Source organism: Afifella sp. YEN Y35 (assembly GCF_047553465.1).
Lineage (GTDB): Bacteria > Pseudomonadota > Alphaproteobacteria > Rhizobiales > Afifellaceae > Afifella > Afifella aestuarii.
Window position 1 is genome coordinate 58,315 of sequence record NZ_CP180203.1, and the last position, 25,739, is coordinate 84,053.

The window sequence follows — 25,739 nt, forward strand, 5'->3', positions numbered from 1 at the left end:
GGCGATGAGCACCTACGATACCCTGCGCCACTTCGCGGACAAATGGGGGCTTCTCTTCATGCTCCTGGTCTTCGCCGCGGCGGTTCTGTGGGTCTATCGTCCGGGCGCCCGTGCTTCTTACCGCGCCCAAGGCGATATTCCCTTCAAACATGACGAGCGGCCGGCTCAAGAGCAGCCACCGCGTGACCAGACTCCTGGACGTGGAGAGTAATGATGGCCACCAATAAAGATGGCGCTTCGAACGAGCCGCGAGGCCATGGCGTCGAGATCGACAAGGTCACCGGGACGGAAACGACCGGTCATGAATGGGACGGGATCAAGGAGCTCAACAATCCCCTGCCGCAGTGGTGGCTGTACATCTTCTACGGCTGCACGATCTTCGCTCTCGTCTATGTCGTGCTCTATCCAGCGATCCCGCTGATCAAAACCGGTACCGACGGAGTTCTCGGCTGGCATTCCCGCTCAGCAATTGCGCGTGAGCTGACCGCCGTCGAGGAAGGCCGCCAGGCGGTGATGAACCAGATCCGCGACACGCCGCTGGAGGAGATCCGCACCAACGACGAGCTGATGCAGGTTGCCTTCCGGGGCGGTGAATCGGCGTTCAAGGTCAATTGCGTCCAGTGCCACGGCTCCGGTGCCGAGGGCGGCTATGGCTATCCGAACCTCAATGACGATGCCTGGATATGGGGCGGAACGCTCGAAGACATCCACACCACGCTGCAGCACGGTGTCCGCTACGAACAGGACGATGAAACGCGGATCTCCGAGATGCCGGCGTTCGGCCGCGACGGCCTGTTGGATTCGAGCCAGATCGAGCAGGTGGCGAATTACGTCCGCTCGCTGTCCGGCCTCGAACATGACGGGGCTCTCGCCGAGGAGGGCGCACAGGTCTTCGCCGACAATTGCGCCGTGTGCCATGGTGAGAGCGGACAGGGCCAGCAGATGCTGGGTGCGCCTGCGCTCAACGATCAGGTGTGGCTCTACAGCCCGGACCTCGAGCAGATCGAATCGCAGGTGAACAGTCCCAAGCATGGCGTCATGCCGGCCTGGTCGGGGCGCCTCGACGAAGTCACCATCAAGCAGCTGGCACTTTATGTGTGGTCGCTGGGCGGTGGTCAGAACGTGGATGCGACCGCCGCGAACTGAGGCGCGTCTCTCCGATCTGAGGTTTTAAAACGGGCGGCCGATGGCTGCCCGTTTCTTTATATCGTGCTTTCCTGATATGATTGTCCGAAGCGGCCGGCTCGCCGGTCCGTTCGTCGTCGACGAAGGCAGGACTTTCTGGCATCCATGTTCTGTCGTAACCGCAATCTGCTGGGTTGAGCCGGCCGGACCGCGCGCCTGGTTTCGTCGCGTGGCGCTTTGTCGTCTGAGCTGTTTCTTGTCGCATGCGGCGAATGCGCTCAGTCCGTCCCGGCGAGCTGGATTGACTTGGGTCAAACGGATTAGACCGTTTCCAAGCTATCCACGCGCATGCTGTCGCGGCAGCAATGGAATCTAAATGGCCAAGATGAATCAGGACACCTACGCGGGGGGCGGGGTTGTCGACCAGGTCGAGGCCGATCCGGTCAATAGCCGTAACGAACGGTCGCTTTACGCGGCGCGTCTCAAAATTTTTCCTCAGAAAGTCTCCGGTGCCTTCCGGCGGCTGAAATGGCTGATCATGTTCGTCACCCTGGGCATTTACTGGGTGACGCCATGGATTCGCTGGGAGCGGGGGCCGAACGCGCCCGACCAGGCGGTGCTCGTCGACCTCGCCAGTCGCCGCTTCTATTTCTTCTCGATCGAGATCTGGCCGCAGGAATTCTATTATGTGGCCGGCCTGCTCATCATGGCGGGCCTCGGCCTCTTCCTGATCACGTCGGTCGTCGGCCGGGCCTGGTGCGGCTATACCTGTCCGCAGACGGTGTGGACCGACCTCTATATGGCGGTCGAACGATGGATCATCGGTGACCGAAACGCCCAGATGCGCCTCGACAAGGCGCCCTGGGGCTTCGCCAAGATCCGCAAGATCGCCACCGTGCATGCGATCTGGCTCCTCATCGCGATCGCGACCGGCGGCGCCTGGGTGTTCTATTTCGCCGACGCTCCGGGGCTCGCCGTCGATCTCGTGACGCTGAAGGCGCCTCCTGCCGCCTATGTGACGATCGCGGTCCTGACTTTTACGACCTATGTCTTCGCCGGCTTCATGCGCGAGCAGGTGTGCACCTATATGTGCCCGTGGCCGCGCATTCAGGGCGCCATGCTCGATGAAGATTCGCTCATCGTCACGTACAACGACTGGCGGGGCGAGCCGCGCTCGCGGCATCGCAAGAAGAGCGAGCAGCAGGGGCTGGACACCGGCGATTGCGTCGATTGCAACGCCTGCGTGGCGGTCTGCCCCATGGGCATCGACATTCGCGACGGCCAGCAGCTGGAATGCATCACCTGCGCTCTGTGCATCGATGCCTGCAACAACATCATGGACAAGGTGAACAAGCCGCGCGGGCTGATTTCCTACTCGACGCTGCAGGATTATCAGGTCCATGCCGCTGCGGCGGCGAGCAAGGGCCGCGAAGTGGCGAAGGAAGAGCAGCGCCGCTTTTCCGTGTCCCACATCGTGCGTCCGCGCACGGTCATCTACTTCACGCTCTGGTCGCTCATCGGCGTTGCCATGCTCGTTACGCTCGCCATGCGCGACCGTCTCGACATCAACGTCCTGCATGAGCGCAATCCGCTCTTCGTGACGCTCTCCGACGGGTCGGTGCGCAACACCTATACGGTGAAGCTCCTCAACATGCTGCCGGAGCTCAAGACGTTCTCGGTGACGCTCGACGGGCTGCCTGGGGCAGAGATGTGGTACGCTGGCGCGGAAGAGGAAAAGAGCCGGAACCTGATCGTCGAGGTGCAGCCGGATCGCGTGCGCGATCTCAGGGTGTTCGTGGTGATGCCGGAAGGGGCCCGCGGGTCTCAGGATTTCGATTTTGTTGTCACCGATCCCGAGACGGGTCAGACTTCTTCGGCTGATGCGCAATTCCACGGGCCGACGCGATGAGACGGGTGATGAGTGCTTTCTGGCCAAGCGAGGAAAACCCCCTCAACGGCTGGCATTTCTTCGGCATCATCTCGCTGTTTTTCGGCACCATCATCATCGTGAATTTCACGATGGCCTTCTTTGCGACATCGACCTTCCCGGGGCTCATCGTCGAGAACTCCTACGTCGCGAGCCAGAATTACAACAAATGGCTGGCGGCGAGCCGGGCGCAGGATGCGCGCGGTTGGGACGCGAAGTTCGACACGACCGGCGGTATTCTGACCGTCGATCTGCGCGACAAGAGCGGGGCGCCGATTACGGGTCTCGATGTCTCGGCCATCATCGGGCGTGCTTCGGACTGGAACGAGGATCGTCTCGTGATGTTGCAGCAGGTTGCCGACGGCTATCGCGCCGATGATCCGTTGGGGCCGGGGCGCTGGATGGTGGAGCTCAAGGTCCGCTCCGGCGAGGATCTGGTCTTTCGCACGACCGAGCCGGTGATGGTCGATAGCGGACCAGCCTCATGAGCTGCTGCGGGGAAGGTGCCTCGCTTGCCGCGATCGAGCTTGCCCGATCGCAACCCGACCCTGTTGATGATCACGTCGATCCGGCCTTCCTGCGCGAAGCGAAGGACGGCGCAACCGAGCTGACGCTGATCGTGCCGGACATGCATTGTGCCGGCTGCCTCGCGAAGGTGGAGCGGGCCCTTCTCTCGGTCGCGGGTGTGTCGCGGGCGCGCGCCAATCTGACGGCCCACAAGGCGGTGGTCGGTTTCAATCCGCAGACGGCAGAAGCCGAAGAGCTGATCGCGGCCGTCCGCGGTGTCGGCTACGCGGCAAGGCCTGTCGATCCCGCCGTGTTCAACAATGTCGCCGACGAGGAGGCTGGAGCGGAGCTGTTGCGCTCGCTCGCCGTGGCCGGATTTGCCGCCGGCAATGTCATGCTCTTGTCGGTTTCCGTCTGGTCCGGTGCCGACGAAGCGACGCGAAACCTCTTTCACTGGATTTCGGCGATGATCGCGCTGCCGGCGATCGCCTATGCCGGGCGGCCTTTCTTCCGCTCCGCGGCGCGGGCGCTTTCCGCCCGCAGCCTCAATATGGATGTGCCGATCTCACTTGCCGTCGTGCTGGCCGCCTTGATGAGCCTGCACGAGACCATCATCGGCGCGCGGCATGCCTGGTTCGATGCCTCGATTACGCTCCTCTTCTTTCTGCTGATCGGGCGGGTGCTCGATTTCCGTATGCGGGGGGTGGCGCGGGCCGCCGCGACGCGGCTGTTGTCGTTGTCGGCCGACAGCGCGCGGCTCGTCGGCGAGGATGGCCGTATCAGCCTCGTGCGCGCGGGAACGGTGAAACCTGGAGATGTCGTCGAAGTGGCGGCCGGGGAGCGTGTGCCGCTCGACGGGACGGTCATTTCGGGCTGGAGCGACATCGACAAATCACCGTTGACGGGCGAACCCTTGCCCGAGGCGGTTCGGGACGGCAGTGCCGTCTTCGCCGGCACGCTCAACGTCACAGGGCCGATCCGTCTCAAGGTGGAGAAGGGGGCGGGGGACAGTCTCCTCGCCGACATCATCCGCCTGATGGAAGGCGCGGAAGCAGGCCGTGGCCGCTTTGTCGGTCTCGCCGACCGTGCTGCCCGCATCTATGCGCCCGCCGTCCATATCCTGGCGGCTCTCGCTTTCGTCGGCTGGTTTCTCGTCGGCATCGGCTGGCACGATTCCTTGATGATCGCCATCGCCGTTCTCATCATCACCTGCCCTTGTGCGCTCGGCCTGGCGGTGCCTGCGACACAGATCGTGGCGAGCGGGCGGCTTCTGAAGGAAGGCATCATCGTCAAGGACGGCGCGGCCCTCGAACGTCTTGCCGGCGTCGATACGGTCGTCTTCGACAAGACCGGCACCTTGACCGGCGGGGATCCCCGTCTTGCCGAGGAGCCGGAGGTGGACGGCAGGACCTGGGCGCTGGCCGCGGCGCTGGCCAGCAAGAGTCGCCATCCGCTCGCCAAGGCTCTTGCCGCGGCGGCTCAAGACCGTGGGGTTTCGCCTCTCTCCGTGGAGGATGTGCGCGAAGAGCCCGGCGCGGGCATGGAAGCGCGCGTCGAAGGCTGCCGCGTGCGTCTCGGACGGCGGGAATGGGTTGCCGAGACAGACCACGCCGAGAGCGGCGGGGCTTTTTCGGAAATCTGGCTCGAGATCCCGGGGGCGGCGCCCAAGGCCTTCCGTTTCGTCGATCGGTTGCGGCCCGATGCGGCGCCGCTCGTCGCGCGTCTCAAGGAGATGGGGTTCGGCGTGCATCTTCTCTCGGGCGATCGACCGGAGGCGGTCGCTGCGGCCGCTCGCGGCCTCGGCATTGCCGAATGGAAGGGCGGGGTGACGCCCGCCGACAAGGTCGCGGAAGTGGAGCGGTTGCAGAGAGAGGGCCGGCATGTCCTGATGGTCGGCGACGGCATCAACGATGCGCCGGCGCTCGCGGCCGCGGCGGCTTCGATTTCGCCCGCGACCGGTTCCGACATTTCGCAGGTTGCGGCCGATTTCGTCCTCTCGTCCGGTGCGCTGGCACCGGTCGCGGAAGGCATCGTCGTCGCGCGCCGGGCAAGGCGCGTCATCCTGGAGAATTTCGCGATCGCGCTCGCCTACAACGCGATCGCCGTGCCGGTGGCGCTCGCCGGTTTTGCGACCCCGCTCATCGCCGCGGTCGCCATGTCGAGCTCCTCCATCCTGGTGACGGCGAATGCGCTTCGCCTGTCTCTCGGCGCTGGCAAGCGGGCGACCGCAAAGCAGCAGCCGCGCAATGCGCTCGCCGATACCGGCCGGGAAGCAGCGGCGTGACCATCCTCGTCATTCTCATTCCGGCGGCGTTGTTTTTGGGCGCGCTTGGCCTTGCCGCGTTTCTATGGTCTCTAAAGAGCGGACAATACGACGACCTCGACGGTGCCGCCGCCCGCATTCTCCTCGACGACGAGCCTGCGGATGGGAAGCGCCGGAACGAGGCGCGCGAGGAAGAGGACGCAGCCCAACATGTATGAAATTCTGCGCATGGCGCATCTGATCATGATCGCGATGGTCACCGGCATGGCCGTCTCGCATTACGTTATGCTGCGCGCCAGCGCTGGCCGTGAGGGCGAAGGCGGGCGGGCTCTGGCGCTCGCCCGGCGCACGCTCGGCAATTTCACCACCATGGTTCTCGCCTTTGTCTGGCTGACCGGCGTCCTGCTTCTGTGGAGCCATTACGGCATGACGGAGAGGGAGGTGAGCGCCTGGTTCTATGTGAAGATCCTCTTCGTCATCGTTTTGACCGGTGCCCATATCGCCCAGCGGGTCACCGCCGGCGGCATGCGCGGCATCACGGTCGAAGGCCGTAGGATCATCGAGCGCTATGTCTCGATCGTCTGGCTGTCGGCGCTTCTCTCCATCTGCTTTGCGGTGATCTCCTTCACGCCGTCGCAGTAACGCCCTTGAAGTAACGCCTTCGAGGTAACCCCGACGCGTCTCGCCGCTTCCTCGCGGCGTTGCGTCCGGCTTCCTAGAAAATCGGAACGACGTTAACCTTCGCCGGCTTTCCAACGCGCCGGTTTTCGAGGGGGAACAATGACGCGAAGGCTTTTCGATTTGTGCGGGCGAGACCGCAATCTGCGCTTCAGCCCGTATTGCTGGCGCGCCAAGATGGCACTTGCCCATAAGGGTCTCGAATTCGAGACCGTGCCGACGCCGTTTCTCGGTGTCGCGGCGATCGAACCCGATGTCGTGCGCACGGTGCCTGTGCTCGACGACCATGGCGTCAGGGTGCGCGATTCCTTCGAGATCGCGGTGCATCTGGAACATGCCTATCCGGACCGGGCGCCGCTCTTTGCCGCCGCGGACGGGATCGCGGCCGCGCGTTTCATGGAAAGCGCCACGTTTGCCACGCTGCATCCGCCGATCCTGCGCATGATCGTGAAGGATATCCACGATCAGCTCGACGATGCCGATCAAGAGTATTTCCGCGAGAGCCGGGAAAGCCGCCTCGGCCTGCCTCTCGAAGAAGCGCAGCAGGATGTTGGGCTCGTCAGCCCGAACTCGACAAGGCACTGGCGCCGCTCCGCCGGACGCTGGAATTCCATCCCTGGCTCGCCGGCGACGAGCCGGGATTTGTCGATTACATTCCTTTTGGAACCCTGATGTGGCTGGCCGTCATCCATGGCGGGTTGCCGATCGATCCCGACGATGCCGTCGCCGACTGGTTCGGACGCTGCCTCGATCTCCATGATGGTCTGGCGCGCGGCGCACGCTTCGCCGCCTGAGGCAACGCGCGGTCTTGCAGGGCGTCGCCCAAGGGAGTTGCATCGTCCCGGAAGAGGTCGAGCCCCCGCCGCGTGGGGGCGGGGAGGATGAGATGACCGCACCCTTGCAAGTCCCGCCGGGCTACCGCGCCCATGATCCGGAAAGCCTTCGCGGCTATCTCGCCGAGATTTCCGCCGTGCGTGACCGGCTCGGCGGCGATCCCGCCGCGTGGACGATCGAGGAGGTCGGAGACGGCAATCTCAATCTCGTCTTCAAGGTGCGGGGGTCTGAAAGCGGCGTCGCGGTCAAGCAGGCGCTGCCCTATCTCCGCCTCGTCGGCGAGGGCTGGCCGCTGCCGCTGGAGCGTGCGCATTTCGAACATATGGCGCTCAGCCGCGAAGCGCAGCATGCGCCGGGCCTCGTTCCGGAGATCTACCACTACGACGAGACGCTGGCGCTCATCGCCATGGAGCTTCTGGAGCCGCATATCATCATGCGGCATGGCATGATCGCCGGGACGGTCTATCCGAAATTCGCCGATGATCTCTCCACTTTCGCCGCCAACACGCTGTTCTTTACCTCCGATCTCGCGCTCAAGGCCGCGGAGAAGAAGGCGATGGTCGGCGCCTTCGCCGGCAACACCGAGCTCTGCAAGATTACCGAGGACCTCATTTTTACCGAGCCCTATATGGTGGCGGAGCGGAACCGCTGGACGGCGCCCTATCTCGATCCGCTCGCTGCCTCGATCCGCGAGGACGGCGATCTGAAGGTCGCCATTTCCCGCCTGAAGCTCAAGTTCATGTGCGATGCGGAGGCGATGCTGCATGGCGATCTCCACACCGGGTCCGTCATGCTGACGCCGGAGGAGACGCGCGTCATCGATCCGGAATTCGCCTTCATGGGGCCGATGGGCTTCGATACCGGCGCGGTGATCGCGAACCTTCTGATCGCCTATTTCTCGCAGGTGGGTCACGAGAGCGAGCCGGGCGGACGCGACGCCTATCGCGCCTGGGTGCTTCAGGCGACGACCGAGTTCTGGAACGGCTTTCGCGCCAAGTTCAAAAAGCTCTGGGAAGAGAATGGCACGGGCGACGCCTATCCCACGCCGCTGTTCGCCTCCGAGGCGGGGAAGACGCGTCTCGCGGCGGAGCGCGAGGCCTATCTCGACCGGCTTTTCGCCGACACGCTCGGCTTTGCCGCCGCCAAGATGATCCGCCGTATTCTGGGTCTCGCCCACAACATCGATCTGGAAAAGATCGGGGACGAGCGCGTACGCGCCACCGCCGAAGCCCGCTGCCTGCGGCTCGCCCGCGACATGATGGTGAATACGCGCGCCTATGGCTCGATCGAGGCCGTCTGCGGCCAGGCCGAGCGGCTCAACGGCTGGGAGCCGAAACTCGGCGGGTAAGGCATGTGTCGATGACGTGCGAGCACGCCAATTGGCTGTGCTCGCCTCGCCATGTCGAGAAGGCGCCTGATGAGCCAGTCTTCATACCGATTGCGATCGTCCGGTCGCCTTCCCATCGAAGGCCGGCTATTTGAAAATCGTCAGCGGACCGCAATTGTCGTCTGCAACAAAGATCGCCAACAGATCGGCTGCTTCCGTCGAACTGGCATTCTCCGCGAAAAGATGGACTGCACCTGGCGGCTCGAACCAAGTCCCGCCGGCGACGTAGGTGCCAGTTCTTTCGCCGGCCAGTTGGGAACGGATGGTACCGTCAAGGACGTAGGCCGTGACCGAGCCGGGGTGCCGATGCTCCGGCGTGAAGGCGTCCGGGGGAAAGTGCACCAACGCTGTCGTGATCGACTTGCCCTCCACGTCCGGCAACGGTGTGCAAGCCAAGATCCTCATCGATGTTTGGGGCCGTGCCGCCGCACCGGAACCGTCCGCGTCGCTCATTTCGTAAAATCTGGAGTGGAGCGGCGGATAGAGTGAGGCTGCGCCCGCAGCGGTGACCAGGAGTAGGGCCCAGCCCCTGCGCCGCAAAGTCGAGCGCTGCCATGGGCGGTGATGGGAGCGGAGCATCAGGCTCATTTCAGGGTTCTCCCATCCGCCAGTCGGCCGACCAGCCGAGGTCATGTCTCGCCTTTTCGCTCAGAACCGCGCCGTCGTCCTCGGCGATGTTGTAGACGCCAGCTTCGCCCCGATCAGCGGCGAGAAGAGCCGCATATGCCGCCGCGTCGACATGCACGGGCGCTGCCCCGGCCGCTTTGGCGAAGCCGGTTCCGGGGCCGTAAAGCCGTCCGTAGCGCAGGATCACACCTTCGAACGGAGCCGTGAGGACCTGCCTTTCCAAACTTGCCACGCCGCGCGCGGAAATGCCCGCCCGACCTGATGCCTCGATTGCGAGCGCATCGCCCTCCCGGTGCGGCAAATGTCCATCTGCGTAGGCGAAGGCCACGCTTTGCGCGATGAAGCGCTGAACGTGTCCCGCCGTCGCGGCGGCGACGAGATTGCACGTGCCCTCGTCGCGGATACGGGCATTTCGTGCGGTCGCCTCTTCCATCTCCGCCGGATCGAGGCCGGGCGGAAGGTCGGTCAGTTGATGGATGACGATATCGGGCCTTGCGTGCGTAACGGCTTCTTCGAGGCATGCCGCGTCGAACACGTCGCCGACGACAGGCTCAGCCCCAAGTGCTGCAAGCTCTGCACATTTCTCTTTATGGCGTGTCAGACCAACGACCTGCCAACCTTGGGCTATGAGTATCGGAACCAGTCGGCGGCCGACCGCGCCGCTTGCTCCCGCCACAAAAACCTTTCCCGCCATACCGCACACCCTTTCGTGTCACCTGAACTTTATTTATCATAGTTCTGATAACATATCAGGGTACTGATAATGAGCAAGAGTGCCGATCAGACGAAATTGCCCGAGATTGGTGAGGGCAAACGCGGCGAGGGCGGATATCTTGGTTATCTGCTGCGACAGGCCGCTGCGGCCCATCGCCTGCGCATGGATCGCGCCCTGGCCGACCTTGAGGTCACGCCGCCACAATTTGCGGTGATGACGATGGTGAAAGCGTATCCGGGTCAGTCCAACGCCGACATCGCGCGTATGGCCCTCCTTACGCCCCAGACGACCAATGTGATCGTGGCGAACCTGGAGCGCGCCGGACATATCCAGCGCCGGCCGCACGAGGTGCATCGCAGGATTCTGCGGATCGACCTGACCCCATCTGGGAACGACCTACTGCAAGCTTGCCGTTCGCGCGTGCAGGCGGTGGAGGCGGAACTTGCTCAAGGCTTCAGCGAGGAAACCACAGCCGAAATCCGCCGCTGGTTGGTCGCCGTATCGCGGCTGAATGCGGGCTGACAGTGGGATCGCCGCTCAAGCCGCCACCCGCACCCTTTCCGGGAACGCTGCGGCGATTGCTTCGGGTGTCGGCTCGATGACGCCGCGTTCGGTCACGAGGCCGGTGACGAGGCGGGCGGGTGTCACGTCGAAGGCGTAATTGGCGACCGGTGAGCCGTCCGGCACGATTGTGACGGTTTCGATCTCTCCGGATGAAGTGCGGCCGGTGATTTTTGCCACCTCCTCGCCGGAGCGCTGTTCGATGGGGATCTCCTTCACCCCGTCATGGACGCGGAAATCGATCGTGGGCGAGGGCAGGCCGACATAAAACGGCACGGAATTGTCGCGGGCGGCGAGCGCCTTCAAATAGGTGCCGATCTTGTTGCAGACGTCGCCGGAAGCCGTGGTGCGGTCGGTGCCGACGATCACCATGTCGACCATGCCATGCTGCATGAGATGGCCGCCGGTGTTGTCGGCAATCACCGTATGCGGCACGCCGTGATGGCCGAGTTCCCAGGCGGTCAGTGAGGCGCCCTGGTTGCGGGGCCGCGTTTCGTCGACCCAGACATGGACGGGAATACCCGCCTCATGCGCCATGTAGATCGGCGCCGTCGCGGTGCCCCAATCGACGGTCGCGAGCCAGCCGGCATTGCAATGGGTGAGGATGTTGACCGTCTCGCCCGGCCGCTTGCCCGCGCAGATCGCCTCGATGATGGGAAGCCCGGCCCGACCGATGCCCCGGTTGATCTCGACATCCTCGTCGGCGATCTCGGCGGCGCGCTCATAGGCGCGCGCCGATCGCTCGCTCGGCGATAGCGGTGATAGAGCCTGCATCATCTCGTCGAGCGCCCAGCGGAGATTGATGGCCGTCGGGCGGGTCGCATGAAGTTGGCCGTAGGCGGCGGAGAGTGCATGGTTGGAGGGATCGCTGCGGGCGGCGAGCGCCATGCCGTAAGCGGCGGTGGCGCCGATCAGGGGCGCGCCGCGCACCAGCATGTCCTTGATGGCGGTTGCCGCGTCCTCCATCGTCTCAAGGCGTGCGATCTCGAAACGATGCGGCAGCTTCGTCTGGTCGATGATCTCGACGGTCTCACCGTCGTCACCCAGCCAGACGGTGCGATAGGGCGTGCCATCGACCTGCATCTCGTCCTCCTGCAGAATACACCGAACATGGTCGGAGCGCCGCGCCGGCCTGTCAATGAGACGCAAAGGCCAGGCGCATCCCTGTGCGCCGCATGGCGGAACGTGCCGCTTCATGATAGCGCCGAGACAGGAGGAAGTGCCATGAGCAAGACAGAGAAAGCGCTGAGGAAGGCGATCATCGCCGCCTGTCGCGAGATGAATTCAAGCGGCCTCAATCAGGGCACGGCTGGAAACATCTCCGCGCGTTACAAGGACCGGCTTCTGATCACGCCGAGCGGCATTCCCTATGACGAGCTGGAGCCGGAAATGATCGCGGCCCTGCCGCTCAATGGCGAATACGGCGCCTATGAGGGGCCGAACAAGCCCTCGAGCGAGTGGCGGTTTCATCTCGACATTGCCAAGGCGCGGCCGGAAATCGGCGCCACCGTCCACACGCATGCACCCTATGCGACGACGCTTGCGATCGCGCGGCGGGAGATCCCCGCCTGTCATTACATGGTGACCGCTTTTGGCGGAGCCGAGATCCGCTGCGCCCCCTATCGCAAATTCGGCTCCAAGGAATTGTCCGAGGTCGCGCTCGAAGCGCTTCAGGGGAGAAAAGGCTGCCTTCTCGCCAATCACGGCATGATCGCCATCGGCGCCGATCTGGAGAGGGCGATGTGGCTTGCCGTCGAGCTCGAAGCGCTCGCGCGCCACTATTACCAGGCGCTTCTGATCGGCGGCCCGGTGCTTTTGTCTGAACACGAGATTGCCGAAGCCGGCGAGCTCATGTCCGGCTACGGACTTGCCGTGGAGCAGGCGCGCGACGCGTAAGACGCCGCGCGCGTATTTTATTCACGGAACCGGCCCGGGCGGCACGCCTGGGGCCGGGAGGCTTAGGACGCCTCCGCCTCCTGCTTCGAGGCCGCTTCCTGCTCGGCATCCTTGCGGGCCTCCTGGCTCATGAAGGCCGCCGCCATCAGTTCTTTCGTGTAGTCCTTCTGCGGACGGGCGAAGACGTCTTCCGTCAGCCCTTCTTCCACGACCTTGCCTTCCTTCATGACGATGACGGTGTCGGCAAGTGCCCGCACCACCGAGAGATCGTGGCTGATGAAGAGATAGGAGAGGTTGTGCTCGCGCTGCAATTTGCGCAACAGGTCTACGATCTCCTTCTGCACCGACCGATCGAGTGCCGATGTGGGCTCGTCGAGGACGAGCACTTTCGGCTTCAAGATCATGGCACGGGCGATCGCGATCCTCTGCCGCTGGCCGCCTGAGAATTCGTGCGGATAGCGGTTGCGCATCGACGGATCGAGCTGCACCTCCTTGAGCGCCTCCACAGCACGGCGGTCGCGTTCTTTGCGGCCGAGCTCCGGCTCGTGGACGAGAAGCCCTTCGGTGATGATCTGCCCGACCGTGAGGCGCGGCGACAGCGACCCGTAGGGATCCTGGAAGACGATCTGCAATTGCCGGCGCAGAGGGCGGTCGCGGCGAAGATCCGCGCCGGTCAGATCCTGACCTTCGAAGATGATGTCGCCGCGGCTTGAAATGAGGCGCAACAGCGCGCGCCCGAGCGTCGATTTGCCGGAGCCCGATTCGCCCACGATGCCGATCGTCTGGCCTTGCCTCAGCGTCAAAGAGAGGTTGTCGACGGCTTTCAATTCGAAGGAATTCTTGCCGAAGAGCCCCTCTTTGATCTTGAAGGAGACGGAGACGCCGCGCCCCTGAAGGAGGACGGGCGCTGTTTCTGGGACTGGCTCCTTGTGTCCCTCCGGCTCGGCGGCCAGAAGCATCTTCGTATAGGGGTGCTGCGGACGCACGAAGATCTCGCTGACGGCACCCTGTTCCACCACTTCGCCGGCGCGCATGACATAGACGCGGTCCGCAAAACGGCGAACGATGCCGAGATCGTGGGTGATGAAGACGATCGCCATGCCGAGCCGGTCCTGGAGATCCTTCAGGAGCCTGAGGATTTCCGCCTGGATCGTCACGTCGAGGGCGGTCGTCGGTTCGTCGGCGATGAGGATGTCGGGATCGTTGGCGAGCGCCATGGCGATCATGACGCGCTGGCGCTGGCCGCCGGACATCTCATGCGGATAGGCGTCGAGACGCCGCTCGGCATTGGGGATGCGCACGAGCTTCAGAAGTTCGAGCGCCTTCGCCCGCGCCGCCTTGGCGCTCAGCCCGCCGTGATGGATCATCGGTTCGGCGATCTGCCGGCCGATCCTGTAGAGCGGGTCGAGCGAGGACATCGGCTCCTGGAAGATCATGGTGATCTTGTCGCCGCGGATGCGGTTGAGCCGACGCGGAGAGAGACGCAGAAGGTCGTCGCCGCGATAGAGCGCTTCGCCGCTGGCACGGCCGTTGGAGGCCAAAAGCCCCATCAGCGACATCACCGTCTGGCTCTTGCCGGAGCCGGATTCGCCGACGATGGCGACGGTTTCGCCGGAGGCGACATCGAAATTGACGCCGCGGACCGCATCGACCTGACCGTCGGCGAGCGTGAAACTCACCTTGAGATCGCGGACGGACAGCACGTTTTCGGGGGTGCTCATGTCAGCGGTCCTTCGGATCGAGCGCGTCGCGCAGGCCATCGCCGATGAAGTTCAGCGAAAACAGGATGAGGGCGAGAGCGATGGAGGGATAAAGCAGGAGCCAGCTGGCCCCCTGCATGTTCTTGGCACCTTCGGAAATGAGCACGCCGAGGCTCGTCAGGGGTTCCTGGACGCCGAGACCGAGGAAGGAGAGGAAACTCTCCAGGAGGATCACCTTCGGTACCAGAAGCGTCATGTAGACGGCGACCGGACCCAAAACGTTCGGAATGATGTGACGGCGCACGATCCCTGCGTTGGAGACGCCCAACGCCTCCGCCGCCTCGACGAATTCACGCCGCTTCAAGCTCAAGGTTTGGCCACGCACGATACGCGCCATGTCGAGCCATTCGATGGCGCCCACGGCGATGAACATCAGCACGAAATTGCGCCCGAAGAAGACCACGAGCAGAATGACGAAGAAGATGAACGGGAGCGAATAAAGCACGTCGACGAGGCGCATCATGACGTTGTCGACGCGCCCGCCCAGATATCCGGCAGTGGCGCCGTAGGCGACCCCGATCATCAGGGCGACGACGGTCGCCAGAAGTCCGATGGCGAGCGAGATGCGGATCGCCATGAAGATTCGCGCCAGGAGATCGCGCCCGTTGCCGTCGGTGCCGGCTATGAAATAAAGCCGCGCGACATCCGCTTCGAGCACGGCAGAACGGCCATCGGCCGACGTCTCCGTGATCTTGGCATTGGAGAAGAGGTCGGAGCGGTCGACATAGCGCGTGATACGCGGATCGACCTCGTCGTCATCGGTGATCTCGGCGCGCACTTTATCGCCTTCAACCTCGACGGAAGCGACGTCGACACGGGCGCGGGCAAGCGAGCGTTCCATTTCGGGCACGATGCGCTCTTCGTGCGGATAGGCCTCAAGGCTCGCCGGCACGCGCACATATTCCGAATAGACGCGGTCATAAGGATGCGGCCATACGAGAGGCCCGACGAGCGAGGCGACAGCCATGACGACGAGAATGAACAGGCTCGTCATCGCCGCCTTGTTGCGCCTGAGGCGTACCAGCGCGTCCTGCCACAGCGAGCGGCCAGAGATCGTCGGCTCGTCGAGGGTGATGGGTTCTTCAGCGATCGACATTTTCGAGCTCAATCGTAGCGGACGCGCGGATCGAGCCACGCATAGACAAGGTCGACGATCATGTTGAACACGACCACGAAGATGGAGACGACCACGACCGTGCCCATGACGAGCGTGTAGTCGCGATTGAGTGCCGCCTGGACGAAATAGCGACCGACGCCCGGAATGCCGAAGATCGTTTCAACGACGATCGAGCCGGTCAGAAGTGCCGCGGCGGCGGGGCCGAGATAGGAGACGACCGGCAGAATGGCCGCCCGCAGGGCATGCACCATGACGACGACGCGGGTCGGCAAGCCATAGGCCCGCACCGTGCGCACATGGTCGGAGCGCAAGGCCTCGATCATGGCTCCGCGGATGAGGCGCGCGACGATGGCGATCTGCGGCAGGGCGAGCGTGACGATCGGCAGGATCTTGTTGGGAAGGGCGCCATTGCCCCAACCGCCGGCGGGGAGCCAGCCGAGCGACACGCCGAAAATCAAGGACAGCACGGGGGCGATGACGAAGGGGGGAATGGTGATGCCGAACGTGGCGACACCGACCACGAGATAATCGATCGTGGAATTCTGCTTCAGCGCGGCGATCGAGCCCAAAACCGTGCCGATGATGAGGGCGAGCGTGAGCGCCGATGCGCCAAGCTGAATCGACACCGGCAGGCCAGCGGCGAAAAGATCGCCCACGGAGAAGTCACGGTAGACGAAGCTCGGTCCGAGATCGCCGTGCAGCAGGTTGCTCAGGTAGAGCAGATATTGCCGCCAGAGCGGTTCGTTGAGGTGATAGATGCGGTTCAAATTCTCCATCACCTTGGCTTCGAGGGGACGTTCCAGATTGAACGGTCCGCCCGGTGCCACGCGCATCAGGAAAAACGATATCGTTATGATGACAAAGAGCGTCGGAATGGCCGTCGCCATCCGGCGCAAAACATAGCTCAGCATCGCCGCTCCGTCGGTGGAAGGCGAAGCCTGCCCATCAGTTAGGCAGCTTCTATGATTGCAGAAAAACCCAGAGGAGGCTCAAGGTTCCCGCACATCCTGTGCGCGGGAACCTCTGCGTCAGCCCGATTACTGCTCGAGGGACATCCACCGCGTTCCGTGGACGTTGACGAGATTGTCCTCCCAACCTTGCAGCTTGTCTGAAACCAGGCTGAGGGAGGAGTAATAAAGGATCGGGATGAAGGGCAGGTCGCGCATGAAAATCGTCTCGGCCTGCTTCAGGACTTCGGCGCGCTCGTCGAGGTCGCTGGTCTCTGCGGCCTTGTCCATCAGCGCGTCGTATTCCGGGTTGTCGTAGTTGGCGTAGTTGAAGCCCGGATTGTTGCTTTCCACCAGGAACAGGAAGTTCTGCGGGTCGGAATAATCGCCGATCCAGCCGGCGCGCGCGATGTCGAAGTCGCCCTGGTCGCGCAGATAGGCGTAGTGGGTGGCGCCATCCGCCGTCACGAAAGTCGTCTTCACACCGATATTCTTCCACATATCGGCGATCGCCGTCGCTGTGTTCTGGTGGTTTTCGCCGGTGTTGTAGCGGATCTCGACGCTCAGCGGGTTGTCTTTTCCGTACCCTGCCTCTTCGAGCAGCTCGATGGCTTTGTCTTCGCGGTCGAGCGGATCCATGTCCTTGTAATCGGCATAAGCCGGCTCGCCGTAATTGCCGATGCCGGGGGGGATCAGCGAATAGGCGGGCAGCATGGCGCCGGCCCAGATCTCGTCCGCGATGAATTCGCGATCGATCGCCATCGACAGGGCCTGGCGAACGCGCACGTCGGAAAGCTTCTCCTTGTCGGCCTTCACCGCGTAATAATAGGTGCCAAGATACGGAACGATATGGACTTCGTCGCCCAGCGTGTCTTTCACATACTTCATCTGCTCGGTTGGAATGTCGGAGCAGGATTGCACTTCACCGGCCTCGAAGCGCCGCAGGCAGGCTGAGCGATCCTCGAAGGGAATGTAGATCACCTTGTCGATGGCAACGTTGTCGGCATCATGGAAATTCTTGTTCTTGACGAGGACGATACGCGAATTCGGCGTGAATTCCTGGAGCGTATAGGCGCCGTTCGACACCATGTTCTCCGGCTGCACGAAATCGGTGCCGAACTCCTTCACCGCAGGCGGATAGACGGGCAGGCTGGTCTGATGGGTCAGCAGCTCGAGGAAATATGGTGTCTGGTTTTCCAGGGTGAACTGGAGTGTGTGCTCGTCGAGCGCCTTGACGCCAATCTCTTCGGGCGGAACCTTGCCGGAATTGGCCGCTTCGGCGTTTTTGATCGGATAGAGGATGTTGGCGTATTTGGCGCCGGTCTCCGGGTTGATGATCCTCTGATACGAGAAGACGAAATCTTCCGCCGTCAGAGGTTCACCGTTCGACCATTTGGCATCGTCGCGCAGGTGGAAGGTCCAGGTCAGACCGTCATCCGATGTCTCCCAGCTCTCCGCGACGCCGGGAACGACTTTGGCTGAAGAGCTGTAGACGACGAGGCCTTCATAAAGGTCACGTAGGACATTCGCTTCCGAAATGGTCGACGTTTTGTGCTGATCGAGCGTCTCGGGGTCGGCGTCGTTGCCGCGTGTATAAGTGACCTCGGCGCTGGCGCTCGCGGCCATCAATGCTACCGCCGCTGCGCCCAGAACGAACCTGGACAACAATCTGCGCATTCCTGATCCTCCTTGAGAGGGCGGACTTCAAAAGCCCAGCCTAACGTGCGGGGACACTACGCGCGGAATCGATTGTATGGCAACTTGCCGCCACGGAAGCGTCGAAATCCTGTGCCGCGGTGTCCACAGGCCTGTCGCCGCACGCGCAAAGGAGGCGCCCTTATGAGCCCATCGGAGGAAAAGCCTCGTTTCGTCTTCCCGCCGCCGCCCTCGGTCGGCGTGCCGATTGCGACAGCCGCGGCGGTTTTCCCGGTGCGGCGGATCTTCTGCGTCGGTCGCAATTATGCCGACCATGCGCGGGAAATGGGCGCCGAGGTCGATCGCGAGGCACCGTTCTATTTCACCAAGCCCGCCGATGCGGTCGCTTTGTCGGGAGCGACGATCGCCTATCCGCCGGGCACGCAGGATTGCCATTACGAAGGAGAGTTCGTGGTGGCGCTCGGAGGTCCTGCCTTTCAAGTTTCGCCGGATGAGGCGATGGGTTGCGTCTTCGGCTACGCCTCCGGCATCGATTTGACGCGGCGCGACCTGCAGGGCGCGGCAAAGACCAAAGGCCGCCCCTGGGATCTCGGCAAGGCGTTCGAGAATTCCGCCCTGATCGCGCCGATCATGCCCGCGTCCGATTTCGGCGCGATCGACGAGCAGACGCTCACAACGCGCGTCAATGGCGAGGTGCGGCAGCAGGCGAGACTGTCCGATATGGTCTGGAGCGTGCCGGAGCTGATCGCCCATCTGTCACACTATTATCACCTGAAGCCCGGCGATCTCCTCTATACGGGCACACCCGCCGGTGTCGGAGCGGTGAAGCCGGGCGACAAATTGTCCGTTCAGATCGAGCGACTCGAGGAGCTCGCCATCGCGATCGGGCCGGCGGAATGACGGCGCCGCTCAGGCTTGGGCGTAGAAATCGCGGTACCAGGCGATGAAACGGGCGATGCCTTCCTTGATCGGCGTCGTCGGCCGATAGCCGAGATCGTCGGCGAGCGCCTCGATATCGGCGTAAGTGGTCGGCACATCGCCAGGCTGCATCGGCAGGAAGATCTTTTCCGCCTTGCGGCCGAGCGCCTCTTCGATCGCGGCGATGAAATCCATGAGCTCGACCGGCTGATTGTTGCCGATGTTGTAGAGCCGGTATGGTGCCGAGGAGGAGGCGGGGTTCGGCGCGGCGCCGTCCCATTCCCCGTCCGGCTCGGCCGCATGATCGAGCACCCGCACCACGCCTTCGACGATGTCGTCGATATAGGTGAAATCCCGGGAATGGTGGCCGTTGTTGAAGATCTCGATCGGCTCGCCGGCGAGGATTTTTCGCGTGAACAGGAAGAGGGACATATCCGGGCGACCCCATGGGCCGTAGACGGTGAAGAAGCGCAAGCCGGTCACCGGCAGGCGGTAGAGATGCGCATAGGAATGCGCCATCAGCTCATTCGCCTTCTTCGTCGCGGCATACAGGCTGAGCGGATGATCGACGTTCTGGGCGACGCTGAACGGCATCGCCGTGTTGGCGCCATAAACGGAGCTCGACGAGGCGAAGGCGAGATGGACGACGCCATTGTGGCGGCAGCCTTCGAGGACATTGAGGAAGCCGACGAGATTGGCGTCCGCATAGGCGTGCGGATTGGTGAGGCCGTATCGCACGCCCGCCTGGGCCGCCAGATGGACGACGCGGTCCGGCCGCTCCTCGGCGAAGAGCGTGGCACTGCCTTCGCGATCGGCGAGATCGAGGCGGCAAAAGCGAAAGCCGGGCTCGGCCTCAAGCCGGGCAAGCCGCGCTTCTTTCAAGGTCACGTCGTAATAATCGTTGAGATTGTCGACGCCGATCACCGTATCGCCGCGGGCGAGAAGACGCTGCGCCGTGTGGAAGCCGATGAAGCCGGCGGCGCCGGTGACGAGCACTTTCATCGTACACACCCCCGTCTCATGGCGGGGACGGCGAGCGGAACTGCGAAAGCGCGGCCTTGGGCCGGGGCACAGGAAAGCATGGGACGGGTCTTCGATCGCGGGTGCCGGAGCTCCGGCTCCTAACACCGGGCGTGCGGCAGGCAAAGAGCCACCGGGTCCGAAGAGGTCTCGATGCGCGGCGACTTACCGCAAGGCTGCGGCGCTTCCGCCTCTCGCGCGGCCGCCGAAACAGTGTCAATTCCGCGCGACAGATACGTGCGACCACGTCCAGACCGACCTTCAAGTGGGTGCAAGAAAGCCCGCTCTGCGTGTCATTTGATCGACATCAAAGTGAAGTGTCACGCAGACCTTACAATGGAAACTGTCAAGCGACCTCTCCCGGAGACGGAATCGATGCGCATTCTCATGATTCATCCGAACTACCATTCTGGTGGCGCGGAGATCGCAGGTAACTGGCCACCCGCATGGGTTGCTTATCTGGCGGGCGCTCTGAAAACGGCCGGTTTTACCGATATCCGTTTCATTGATGCGATGACCGACCGTATCGAGGATGAGGAGCTCAGACGTATCATCCGCGAGGAGAAGCCGGACGTCGTCGGCGCCACCTCGATCACGCCGTCCATCTATAAGGCCGAGCGTGTCCTTCAGATCGCGAAGGAAGAGCATCCGAACGCGTTGACTATCATCGGCGGCGTGCATGCGAGCTTCATGTATCGCCAGGTCCTGACCGAGGCGCCGTGGATCGACGCCATCATCCGGGGTGAGGGCGAGGCCGTCATCGTCAATGTGATGAAGGCGCTTCAAAGCGGCGACTGGACGGAAGCGCGGTCGAAGGTTCTCGGCATCGCCTATAGCGACGGCGATCAGGTCGTCGCGACGCCGGCCGAGCCGCCGATCGCCGATGTCGACACGATCAAGCCGGACTGGAGCGTGCTCGACTGGGAAAAGTATATCTATATCCCGCTCAACACGCGCGTCGCCGTGCCGAACTTTGCGCGCGGCTGCCCCTTCACCTGCTCGTTCTGCTCGCAGTGGAAATTCTGGCGCAACTACCGTGTCCGCGACCCGCTCAAGGTGGTCGACGAGATCGAGGATCTGGTGCGCAACCACGGGGTCGGATTCTTCATCCTGGCCGACGAAGAGCCCACCATTCACCGCAAGAAGTTCATCCGCTTCTGCGAAGAGATGGTGAAGCGCGACCTGCCGGTTCTGTGGGGCATCAACACGCGCGTTACCGACGTCATCCGCGACGAGAAGCTTCTGCCGCTCTATCGCAAGGCCGGCCTCATCCACGTGTCTCTCGGCACGGAAGCCGCTGCGCAGCTGAAGCTCGATCTTTTCAATAAGGAGACCACGGTCGCACAGAACAAGCGTGCCGTTCAGCTTCTCAAGAAGAACGGCATCATGGCGGAGGCGCAGTTCATCGTCGGTCTCGACAACGAGACGCCGGAGACGCTGGAAGAGACCTACCGCATGGTGATCGACTGGGGCGCGGAGATGGCCAACTGGTCCATGTACACGCCGTGGCCGTTTGCCGATCTTTTCCAGGAACTCGGCGATAAGGTCGAGATCTTCGACTACGAGAAGTACAACTTCGTCACGCCGATCGTGAAGCCGGCGGCGATGGATCGGGCGACCCTGCTCGATCGTGTCATGCACAATTACCGCCGCTTCTACATGCGCAAGATGCTGTTCCACTATCCGTGGATCCGCGACAAGACCTTGCGGCGTTACATGATGGGCTGCCTGAAGGCCTTCATGCGGTCGGGCATGCGGCGTGAGTTCTACGATCTCGGTCGTGTGAATTACTGGGGTCCGCAGTCGAAGAAGAAAGTCGATTTCGGTTTCGACGAGACCCGCACGCTCGATCGGCGCCAGCTTGCCGATCTGAAGAGCGCGCCGCCGCCACGCAAACTGAAGAAGAAGCGGGTTCCTGCAGAGGTCGCCGCCAACGGTGTGAACGGCGCCAATGGTGCCAACGGTCATGCCGAGGAGATCGACGAGGGCGATCAGTACGACGAGGCGGTGATGACGCCGGCCGCCGTCAGCGCTTGCGGTGCTCCGAAGGGATTGCCGGAGGATGGAGACGATTACGATGAGGCGATCACCTCATCCAATCCCGCTCCGGCCGAGGTGGAGAAGCCGCGGGCGACAGTGCATTAGGGCGCGGCTATGGCCGTGACCGACGAGCCGACGCGAGTCGGGGGGCGAGAGCGGGACGTGAGCGCGGTTTCGGCTGCGGATCACGTCCCGTCTCAACCGGCCGCGCGAATTGGACCCAATGCCATCATCCGCATGGATGAGGCGTTGAACGCCATTGTGGGGCGAGAGGCCTGCCAGAGCGTGTTCGCTCAGGCGGGCCTTTTGCATTATCTCGATGCTCAGCCGACCGAAATGGTCGATGAGCGGGAGGTGATGCGCCTCCATGATGCGGCGCTCGCCGTTCTCGCCCCGCAAGAGGCCGAGGACGCCGCCTTCCGCGCCGGAGAATTGACCGCGACCTATCTTCTGGCGCGCCGCATTCCGAAGCCTTTCCAGCGCATCATGCCGTTTCTGCCGCCCTGGCTCAGGGCACGGCTATTCCTGGCGGCGATCCGGCGCCATGCGTGGACCTTCGTCGGCAGCGGTGCCGTCACCTTCGTGCCGAGCCATCCGGTCGTTGTGTCGATCGCAGGCGGGCCGGTGCGGGGAACGCCGACCGACGCCGTACTCCTTGCCTATTACAGTGGCTGTTTCCAGGAGCTTTTCCGCAGCCTCGTCCACCGCGGAACGCGGGCTGTCGTGCGGCGCGAGGGCGAGGGCTTCCAGCCGCGCGTCGTCTTCGACTTGCGCTGGCGCTAAGCCCCCGAGATCACCTCGGGCGGAAAAATCCGATCAGGCAAAATGAAAACGGGCGCCCCTCGAGGCGCCCGTTTCCGTTCGACTTTGAAAACCCGTTTAGGACGGGATCAGCCGCGGGCGCTGCGATCCGACGGAGGCTTCCGCCTCTTCCTCGGAGGCAGGGGCCTCAAGATGAATGACCACATGGCGCAGGCCGTCGGCTTCGGGGCTCGAGACGGCGACGAAGCCAAGCTCCCGACACATCGACAGCATCGTATGGTTCTCCGGCAGGATGACGCCGTAAAGCCGCTCGATGCCATCGGCTGCCGCATATTCGATGATCTGCTTCATCAACAGCCAGCCGATGCCGCGCCCCTTCATGTCGCTTCGGACGGTCACCGCATATTCGGCCTCGACATGATCGGGATCTGCGGCAAGTCGCGAGACGCCGAGAAGCTCGCCCGATTCCGGATCGAGTGCGACGAAGGCCATGTCGCGCGCATAGTCGATCTGGGTGAGCCTTGCGACCATCTCTTCCGGCAGGGTCTTCAGCGGCGCGAGGAAGCGCATGCGGATGTCCTCGGGCGACAATTTGCCGAGGAATTCCGGGTAGAGATGCACGTCCGTCGGCATCAGAGGCCGCAGGATCACGCTGGCGCCGCTGGCGAGATCCGCCGTGCTGTCCCAGCCGCTCGGATACGGCCGGATCGCCATGTCGCGGTTGGGCCCGGATTTGTGCACCTGCTTGGGATCGAAGGCGACGCGCGCATCGAGCGCCACCACCCCGTCGCTCGAAGCGAGAAGCGGGTTGATGTCGAGCGACGTGATCGAGGGCAGGTCGACCGCCATCTGCGAGAGGCGGATGAGGCTCAGCTCCAGCGCATTCATGTCGGCGGGGGGAATGTCCCGATAGCCGTCGAGAAGGCGTGAGATGCGGGTCTGCTCGATGAGATCGCGGGCAAGGTTGCGATCGAGCGGTGGCAGGCCGGTGGCGCTGTCGGCAATGACTTCGACGGCCGTTCCGCCGGCGCCGAAGACGATCGTCGGGCCGAACAACGGGTCGTTGCCGATGCCGACGATCAGTTCATGCGCCGCCGTGCGACGGATCATCGGCTGCACGGTGAAGCCCTCGATATGCGCGTCGGGCCGGCTACGTTCGACCCGCTTGGTGATGATGCGCACGGCGTTGACGGCTTCTTCGGGCGTCGAAAGGTTGAGGACGACGCCGCCGACATCGGATTTGTGCGTGATTTCCGCAGACAGGAGCTTCACGACGACCGCCTTGTGATCGCGCAGGAGCTCCCGCGCCGTCTCTTCGACCTCTTCGATCGTACGAGCGATCACCGTTTTGACGATCGGAATGCCGAAGGCCGCGAGAACCTCCTTGGCTTCCGGCTCGGTCAGGACGCTGCGGCCTTCTTCCGCCGCCTTCACCATGACGGCCCGGGCGCGCTCGGCGTCCCAGGTGAAATCATCCGGCAAGCTCGGTGGCGTGCGCATCAACAGGGCCTGAGCCTTGTGCCAGTCGGTCAGGTAGCCGACGCTGCGGATCGCGTCCGAGGGGCTGAGGAAGGTCGCGACGCCCGCTGCCCGTAGCCTCTCGCGTGCCTTCATCACCGTCTCGCCCCCGAGCCAGCAGGTCAGAACCGGCTTGGGATAGGGATGCCGGGCACGGTCGGCTTTGACGGTCGAGATGACGGCTTCGGCCGCGCCATCGGCGGAGGAAAGTGCGGTCGGGCAATTGAGTACGAGAAGCGCATCGACGTTCGGGTCGGCCAGCGCTGCTTCCGTCGCCGCCACATAGCGCTCGGGAGGGGCGTCGCCGATCAAGTCCATCGGGTTGGTGCGCGACCAGGTCGGCGGCATCACCTTGTCGAGTTCCTCGATCGTCTCCGGGGACAATTCGGCGAGGACGCCACCCTCATCCATCAGCTGGTCGACGGCGAGCACGCCCACGCCGCCACCATTGGTGACGATGGCGACGCGCCGGCTCTTGGTTGGCTTGAGGCGCGTCAGGGTTTCTGCGGCGTCGAAGAGCTGTTCGATCTGCCCGACCCGCAAAAGACCGGCGCGGCGGAAGGCGGCGTCGGCAACCGCATCGGCGCCGGAGATCGCTCCGGTGTGGGTGAGGGCAGCCTTGGCTGCGGCCGCGTGACGGCCGGCCTTGACGACGACGATCGGCTTGGCGCGCGAGGCGGCGCGGGCGGCGGACATGAATTTCCGACCGTGCGGGACGGTTTCCAGATACATCAGGATCGCCGTCGTATCGCGATCCGTCGCAAGCTGGTTGAGGCAGTCGCCGACATCGACGTCGCCCATATTGCCGAGCGTGATGATCTTCGAGAAGCCGATGGCGTGGTTGCCCGCCCAGTCGATGATCGAGGAGGCGATGGCCCCGGATTGCGACAATAAAGCAAGGCGGCCCGGACGCGGCGAAATGTGCGAGAAGCTGGCGTTGAGCCCGATATGCGGCAGGAAGATGCCAAAGCAGTTCGGGCCGATGATGCGCAGGGTGTAAGGCCGGGCCGCGTCGAGCATGGCCTGCATCAGGCCGTTGCCTTCCTCGATGCCGGCCGTCAGCACGACGGCGGCGCGGGTGCCCTTTTCGCCGAGCTCTGTGATCAGGCCGGGCACGGCCTCCGGCGGCGTTGCGATGATGGCGAGGTCGGGTGCGTCGGGCAGATCCTTGATCGAGGGGAAGCAGCGTTCGCCGTCGATCGAGGGATATTTCGGATTGACGGTCCAGATCGGGCCCTTGAAGCCAGCGCTGTGGAGATTGGCGAGCACTTTGGCCCCGACGGAGCCAGGGCGGGGCGTTGCACCGATAAGAGCGACCGAAGTCGGTGCGAAGGCCTTGTCCAGGTTGCGGATGGTCATGGAAATGTTCCTTGCGGATGCGCTGCCGTTCTATGCTCCTAACGAGGCGCGGCTTTGACCGGCGTCAAGCCAGAGAGTGGCAACAACGTGAAATTTACCGCGGTGCAGCATTTTCCACCGGA

Annotated in this window: 24 protein-coding genes; 15 read left to right on the top strand and 9 right to left on the bottom strand. The window is 63.4% G+C overall.

Annotation, left to right across the window (positions count from 1 at the left end; genetic code table 11):
* Window positions 1–4: 4 nt before the first annotated feature.
* The 10 genes from ACK8CP_RS00265 to mtnK all read left to right on the top strand — a co-directional run bounded on the left by ACK8CP_RS00265 (window position 5) and on the right by mtnK (window position 8,682).
* Window positions 5–211: a cbb3-type cytochrome c oxidase subunit 3 gene (locus ACK8CP_RS00265; RefSeq protein ID WP_128291124.1), complete on the top strand. Its 207-nt coding sequence runs from the start codon at window positions 5–7 to the stop codon at window positions 209–211.
* A gap of 2 nt (window positions 212–213) precedes the next feature.
* Window positions 214–1,146, top strand: a complete 933-nt coding sequence (gene ccoP / locus ACK8CP_RS00270; protein ID WP_234628878.1) for a cytochrome-c oxidase, cbb3-type subunit III — start codon at window positions 214–216, stop codon at window positions 1,144–1,146.
* A 355-nt stretch (window positions 1,147–1,501) separates the two neighbouring features.
* The gene (gene ccoG / locus ACK8CP_RS00275) at window positions 1,502–3,034 is read left to right on the top strand and encodes a cytochrome c oxidase accessory protein CcoG (RefSeq protein ID WP_414832949.1); all 1,533 of its coding nucleotides are present in this window, start codon (window positions 1,502–1,504) and stop codon (window positions 3,032–3,034) included.
* 8 nt (window positions 3,035–3,042) lie between these two features.
* Window positions 3,043–3,540, top strand: a complete 498-nt coding sequence (locus ACK8CP_RS00280; RefSeq protein ID WP_234628876.1) for a FixH family protein — start codon at window positions 3,043–3,045, stop codon at window positions 3,538–3,540.
* Window positions 3,537–5,843 carry a heavy metal translocating P-type ATPase gene (locus tag ACK8CP_RS00285; protein WP_414832950.1) on the top strand — a complete coding sequence of 769 codons (2,307 nt, stop codon included), beginning with the start codon at window positions 3,537–3,539 and terminating at the stop codon, window positions 5,841–5,843. Before ACK8CP_RS00280 ends, ACK8CP_RS00285 begins: the two co-directional genes overlap by 4 nt.
* Window positions 5,840–6,040: a cbb3-type cytochrome oxidase assembly protein CcoS gene (gene ccoS / locus ACK8CP_RS00290; protein ID WP_128291128.1), complete on the top strand. Its 201-nt coding sequence runs from the start codon at window positions 5,840–5,842 to the stop codon at window positions 6,038–6,040. Before ACK8CP_RS00285 ends, ccoS begins: the two co-directional genes overlap by 4 nt.
* Window positions 6,033–6,464 (top strand): hypothetical protein, encoded by a 432-nt coding sequence (locus tag ACK8CP_RS00295; protein ID WP_234628874.1) that lies wholly within the window; start codon window positions 6,033–6,035, stop codon window positions 6,462–6,464. The genes ccoS and ACK8CP_RS00295 overlap by 8 nt, the downstream gene beginning before the upstream one ends.
* A 138-nt stretch (window positions 6,465–6,602) precedes the next feature.
* A complete protein-coding gene (locus ACK8CP_RS00300; RefSeq protein WP_414832951.1) occupies window positions 6,603–7,172 on the top strand; it encodes a glutathione S-transferase N-terminal domain-containing protein in 570 nt (189 codons plus the stop codon).
* A complete protein-coding gene (locus tag ACK8CP_RS00305) occupies window positions 7,103–7,294 on the top strand; it encodes a hypothetical protein (RefSeq protein ID WP_414834307.1) in 192 nt (63 codons plus the stop codon). The genes ACK8CP_RS00300 and ACK8CP_RS00305 overlap by 70 nt, the downstream gene beginning before the upstream one ends.
* A 92-nt stretch (window positions 7,295–7,386) precedes the next feature.
* On the top strand, window positions 7,387–8,682 hold the full coding sequence (gene mtnK / locus ACK8CP_RS00310; RefSeq protein ID WP_414832952.1) for an S-methyl-5-thioribose kinase: 1,296 nt from the start codon (window positions 7,387–7,389) through the stop codon (window positions 8,680–8,682).
* 126 nt (window positions 8,683–8,808) lie between these two features.
* On the opposite strand, the gene ACK8CP_RS00315 is transcribed toward mtnK, so the two are convergent.
* Together ACK8CP_RS00315 and ACK8CP_RS00320 are read right to left on the bottom strand one after the other, a co-directional pair.
* The gene (locus ACK8CP_RS00315; RefSeq protein WP_414832953.1) at window positions 8,809–9,174 is read right to left on the bottom strand and encodes a cupin domain-containing protein; all 366 of its coding nucleotides are present in this window, start codon (window positions 9,172–9,174) and stop codon (window positions 8,809–8,811) included.
* Between the two features lie 136 nt (window positions 9,175–9,310).
* Complete coding sequence (locus tag ACK8CP_RS00320; protein ID WP_414832954.1) at window positions 9,311–10,042, bottom strand: NAD-dependent epimerase/dehydratase family protein; 732 nt, start codon at window positions 10,040–10,042, stop codon at window positions 9,311–9,313.
* Window positions 10,043–10,111: 69 nt separating this feature from the next.
* Here ACK8CP_RS00320 and ACK8CP_RS00325 point away from each other — a divergent pair, with 69 nt between their 5' ends.
* The gene (locus ACK8CP_RS00325) at window positions 10,112–10,585 is read left to right on the top strand and encodes a MarR family winged helix-turn-helix transcriptional regulator (RefSeq protein ID WP_234628869.1); all 474 of its coding nucleotides are present in this window, start codon (window positions 10,112–10,114) and stop codon (window positions 10,583–10,585) included.
* A gap of 15 nt (window positions 10,586–10,600) precedes the next feature.
* Here the strand turns inward: ACK8CP_RS00325 and mtnA are convergent, their stop codons facing one another.
* The gene (mtnA, locus tag ACK8CP_RS00330; protein WP_414832955.1) at window positions 10,601–11,707 is read right to left on the bottom strand and encodes an S-methyl-5-thioribose-1-phosphate isomerase; all 1,107 of its coding nucleotides are present in this window, start codon (window positions 11,705–11,707) and stop codon (window positions 10,601–10,603) included.
* A 141-nt stretch (window positions 11,708–11,848) separates the two neighbouring features.
* Between mtnA and ACK8CP_RS00335 the strand changes: the two genes are divergently transcribed.
* Window positions 11,849–12,520, top strand: coding sequence for a class II aldolase/adducin family protein (locus ACK8CP_RS00335; protein WP_128291134.1), 672 nt, complete (start codon window positions 11,849–11,851; stop codon window positions 12,518–12,520).
* Window positions 12,521–12,582: 62 nt separating this feature from the next.
* Here ACK8CP_RS00335 and ACK8CP_RS00340 read toward each other — a convergent pair whose 3' ends face one another.
* The 4 genes from ACK8CP_RS00340 to ACK8CP_RS00355 form a co-directional block, all read right to left on the bottom strand.
* Entirely contained in the window at window positions 12,583–14,241 is a 1,659-nt protein-coding gene (locus ACK8CP_RS00340; protein WP_414832956.1) for an ABC transporter ATP-binding protein, read from the bottom strand.
* Window position 14,242: 1 nt separating this feature from the next.
* Window positions 14,243–15,376: an ABC transporter permease gene (locus ACK8CP_RS00345; RefSeq protein WP_414832957.1), complete on the bottom strand. Its 1,134-nt coding sequence runs from the start codon at window positions 15,374–15,376 to the stop codon at window positions 14,243–14,245.
* A gap of 8 nt (window positions 15,377–15,384) precedes the next feature.
* Window positions 15,385–16,308 (bottom strand): oligopeptide ABC transporter permease OppB, encoded by a 924-nt coding sequence (oppB, locus tag ACK8CP_RS00350; RefSeq protein WP_234628866.1) that lies wholly within the window; start codon window positions 16,306–16,308, stop codon window positions 15,385–15,387.
* A 126-nt stretch (window positions 16,309–16,434) separates the two neighbouring features.
* Entirely contained in the window at window positions 16,435–18,021 is a 1,587-nt protein-coding gene (locus tag ACK8CP_RS00355; RefSeq protein WP_234628865.1) for a peptide ABC transporter substrate-binding protein, read from the bottom strand.
* Between the two features lie 162 nt (window positions 18,022–18,183).
* Between ACK8CP_RS00355 and ACK8CP_RS00360 the strand changes: the two genes are divergently transcribed.
* A complete protein-coding gene (locus ACK8CP_RS00360) occupies window positions 18,184–18,900 on the top strand; it encodes a fumarylacetoacetate hydrolase family protein (protein WP_414832958.1) in 717 nt (238 codons plus the stop codon).
* Window positions 18,901–18,909: 9 nt separating this feature from the next.
* Here ACK8CP_RS00360 and ACK8CP_RS00365 read toward each other — a convergent pair whose 3' ends face one another.
* The gene (locus tag ACK8CP_RS00365; protein WP_414832959.1) at window positions 18,910–19,920 is read right to left on the bottom strand and encodes an NAD-dependent epimerase; all 1,011 of its coding nucleotides are present in this window, start codon (window positions 19,918–19,920) and stop codon (window positions 18,910–18,912) included.
* 393 nt (window positions 19,921–20,313) lie between these two features.
* On the opposite strand from ACK8CP_RS00365, the gene bchE reads away from it, so the two are divergent.
* The gene (gene bchE, locus ACK8CP_RS00370; RefSeq protein ID WP_234628862.1) at window positions 20,314–22,083 is read left to right on the top strand and encodes a magnesium-protoporphyrin IX monomethyl ester anaerobic oxidative cyclase; all 1,770 of its coding nucleotides are present in this window, start codon (window positions 20,314–20,316) and stop codon (window positions 22,081–22,083) included.
* A gap of 57 nt (window positions 22,084–22,140) precedes the next feature.
* Entirely contained in the window at window positions 22,141–22,761 is a 621-nt protein-coding gene (gene bchJ, locus ACK8CP_RS00375) for a bacteriochlorophyll 4-vinyl reductase (RefSeq protein ID WP_234628861.1), read from the top strand.
* Between the two features lie 96 nt (window positions 22,762–22,857).
* On the opposite strand, the gene ACK8CP_RS00380 is transcribed toward bchJ, so the two are convergent.
* Complete coding sequence (locus tag ACK8CP_RS00380; RefSeq protein ID WP_234628860.1) at window positions 22,858–25,617, bottom strand: bifunctional acetate--CoA ligase family protein/GNAT family N-acetyltransferase; 2,760 nt, start codon at window positions 25,615–25,617, stop codon at window positions 22,858–22,860.
* Between the last annotated feature and the right edge of the window lie 122 nt (window positions 25,618–25,739).

Excerpts from the sequence above, each read along its gene's own strand:
- ACK8CP_RS00265 (WP_128291124.1), top strand. The coding sequence starts at position 5 with ATGAGCACCTACGATACCCTGCGCCACTTCGCGGACAAATGGGGGCTT.
- ccoP (WP_234628878.1), top strand. The coding sequence starts at position 214 with ATGGCCACCAATAAAGATGGCGCTTCGAACGAGCCGCGAGGCCATGGC.
- ccoG (WP_414832949.1), top strand. The coding sequence starts at position 1,502 with ATGGCCAAGATGAATCAGGACACCTACGCGGGGGGCGGGGTTGTCGAC.
- ACK8CP_RS00280 (WP_234628876.1), top strand. The coding sequence starts at position 3,043 with ATGAGTGCTTTCTGGCCAAGCGAGGAAAACCCCCTCAACGGCTGGCAT.
- ACK8CP_RS00285 (WP_414832950.1), top strand. The coding sequence starts at position 3,537 with ATGAGCTGCTGCGGGGAAGGTGCCTCGCTTGCCGCGATCGAGCTTGCC.
- ACK8CP_RS00295 (WP_234628874.1), top strand. The coding sequence starts at position 6,033 with ATGTATGAAATTCTGCGCATGGCGCATCTGATCATGATCGCGATGGTC.
- ACK8CP_RS00300 (WP_414832951.1), top strand. The coding sequence starts at position 6,603 with ATGACGCGAAGGCTTTTCGATTTGTGCGGGCGAGACCGCAATCTGCGC.
- mtnK (WP_414832952.1), top strand. The coding sequence starts at position 7,387 with ATGACCGCACCCTTGCAAGTCCCGCCGGGCTACCGCGCCCATGATCCG.
- ACK8CP_RS00315 (WP_414832953.1), bottom strand. The coding sequence starts at position 9,174 with ATGAGCGACGCGGACGGTTCCGGTGCGGCGGCACGGCCCCAAACATCG.
- ACK8CP_RS00320 (WP_414832954.1), bottom strand. The coding sequence starts at position 10,042 with ATGGCGGGAAAGGTTTTTGTGGCGGGAGCAAGCGGCGCGGTCGGCCGC.
- ACK8CP_RS00325 (WP_234628869.1), top strand. The coding sequence starts at position 10,112 with ATGAGCAAGAGTGCCGATCAGACGAAATTGCCCGAGATTGGTGAGGGC.
- mtnA (WP_414832955.1), bottom strand. The coding sequence starts at position 11,707 with ATGCAGGTCGATGGCACGCCCTATCGCACCGTCTGGCTGGGTGACGAC.
- ACK8CP_RS00335 (WP_128291134.1), top strand. The coding sequence starts at position 11,849 with ATGAGCAAGACAGAGAAAGCGCTGAGGAAGGCGATCATCGCCGCCTGT.
- ACK8CP_RS00340 (WP_414832956.1), bottom strand. The coding sequence starts at position 14,241 with ATGAGCACCCCCGAAAACGTGCTGTCCGTCCGCGATCTCAAGGTGAGT.
- ACK8CP_RS00345 (WP_414832957.1), bottom strand. The coding sequence starts at position 15,376 with ATGTCGATCGCTGAAGAACCCATCACCCTCGACGAGCCGACGATCTCT.
- oppB (WP_234628866.1), bottom strand. The coding sequence starts at position 16,308 with ATGCTGAGCTATGTTTTGCGCCGGATGGCGACGGCCATTCCGACGCTC.
- ACK8CP_RS00355 (WP_234628865.1), bottom strand. The coding sequence starts at position 18,021 with ATGCGCAGATTGTTGTCCAGGTTCGTTCTGGGCGCAGCGGCGGTAGCA.
- ACK8CP_RS00360 (WP_414832958.1), top strand. The coding sequence starts at position 18,184 with ATGAGCCCATCGGAGGAAAAGCCTCGTTTCGTCTTCCCGCCGCCGCCC.
- ACK8CP_RS00365 (WP_414832959.1), bottom strand. The coding sequence starts at position 19,920 with ATGAAAGTGCTCGTCACCGGCGCCGCCGGCTTCATCGGCTTCCACACG.
- bchE (WP_234628862.1), top strand. The coding sequence starts at position 20,314 with ATGCGCATTCTCATGATTCATCCGAACTACCATTCTGGTGGCGCGGAG.
- ACK8CP_RS00380 (WP_234628860.1), bottom strand. The coding sequence starts at position 25,617 with ATGACCATCCGCAACCTGGACAAGGCCTTCGCACCGACTTCGGTCGCT.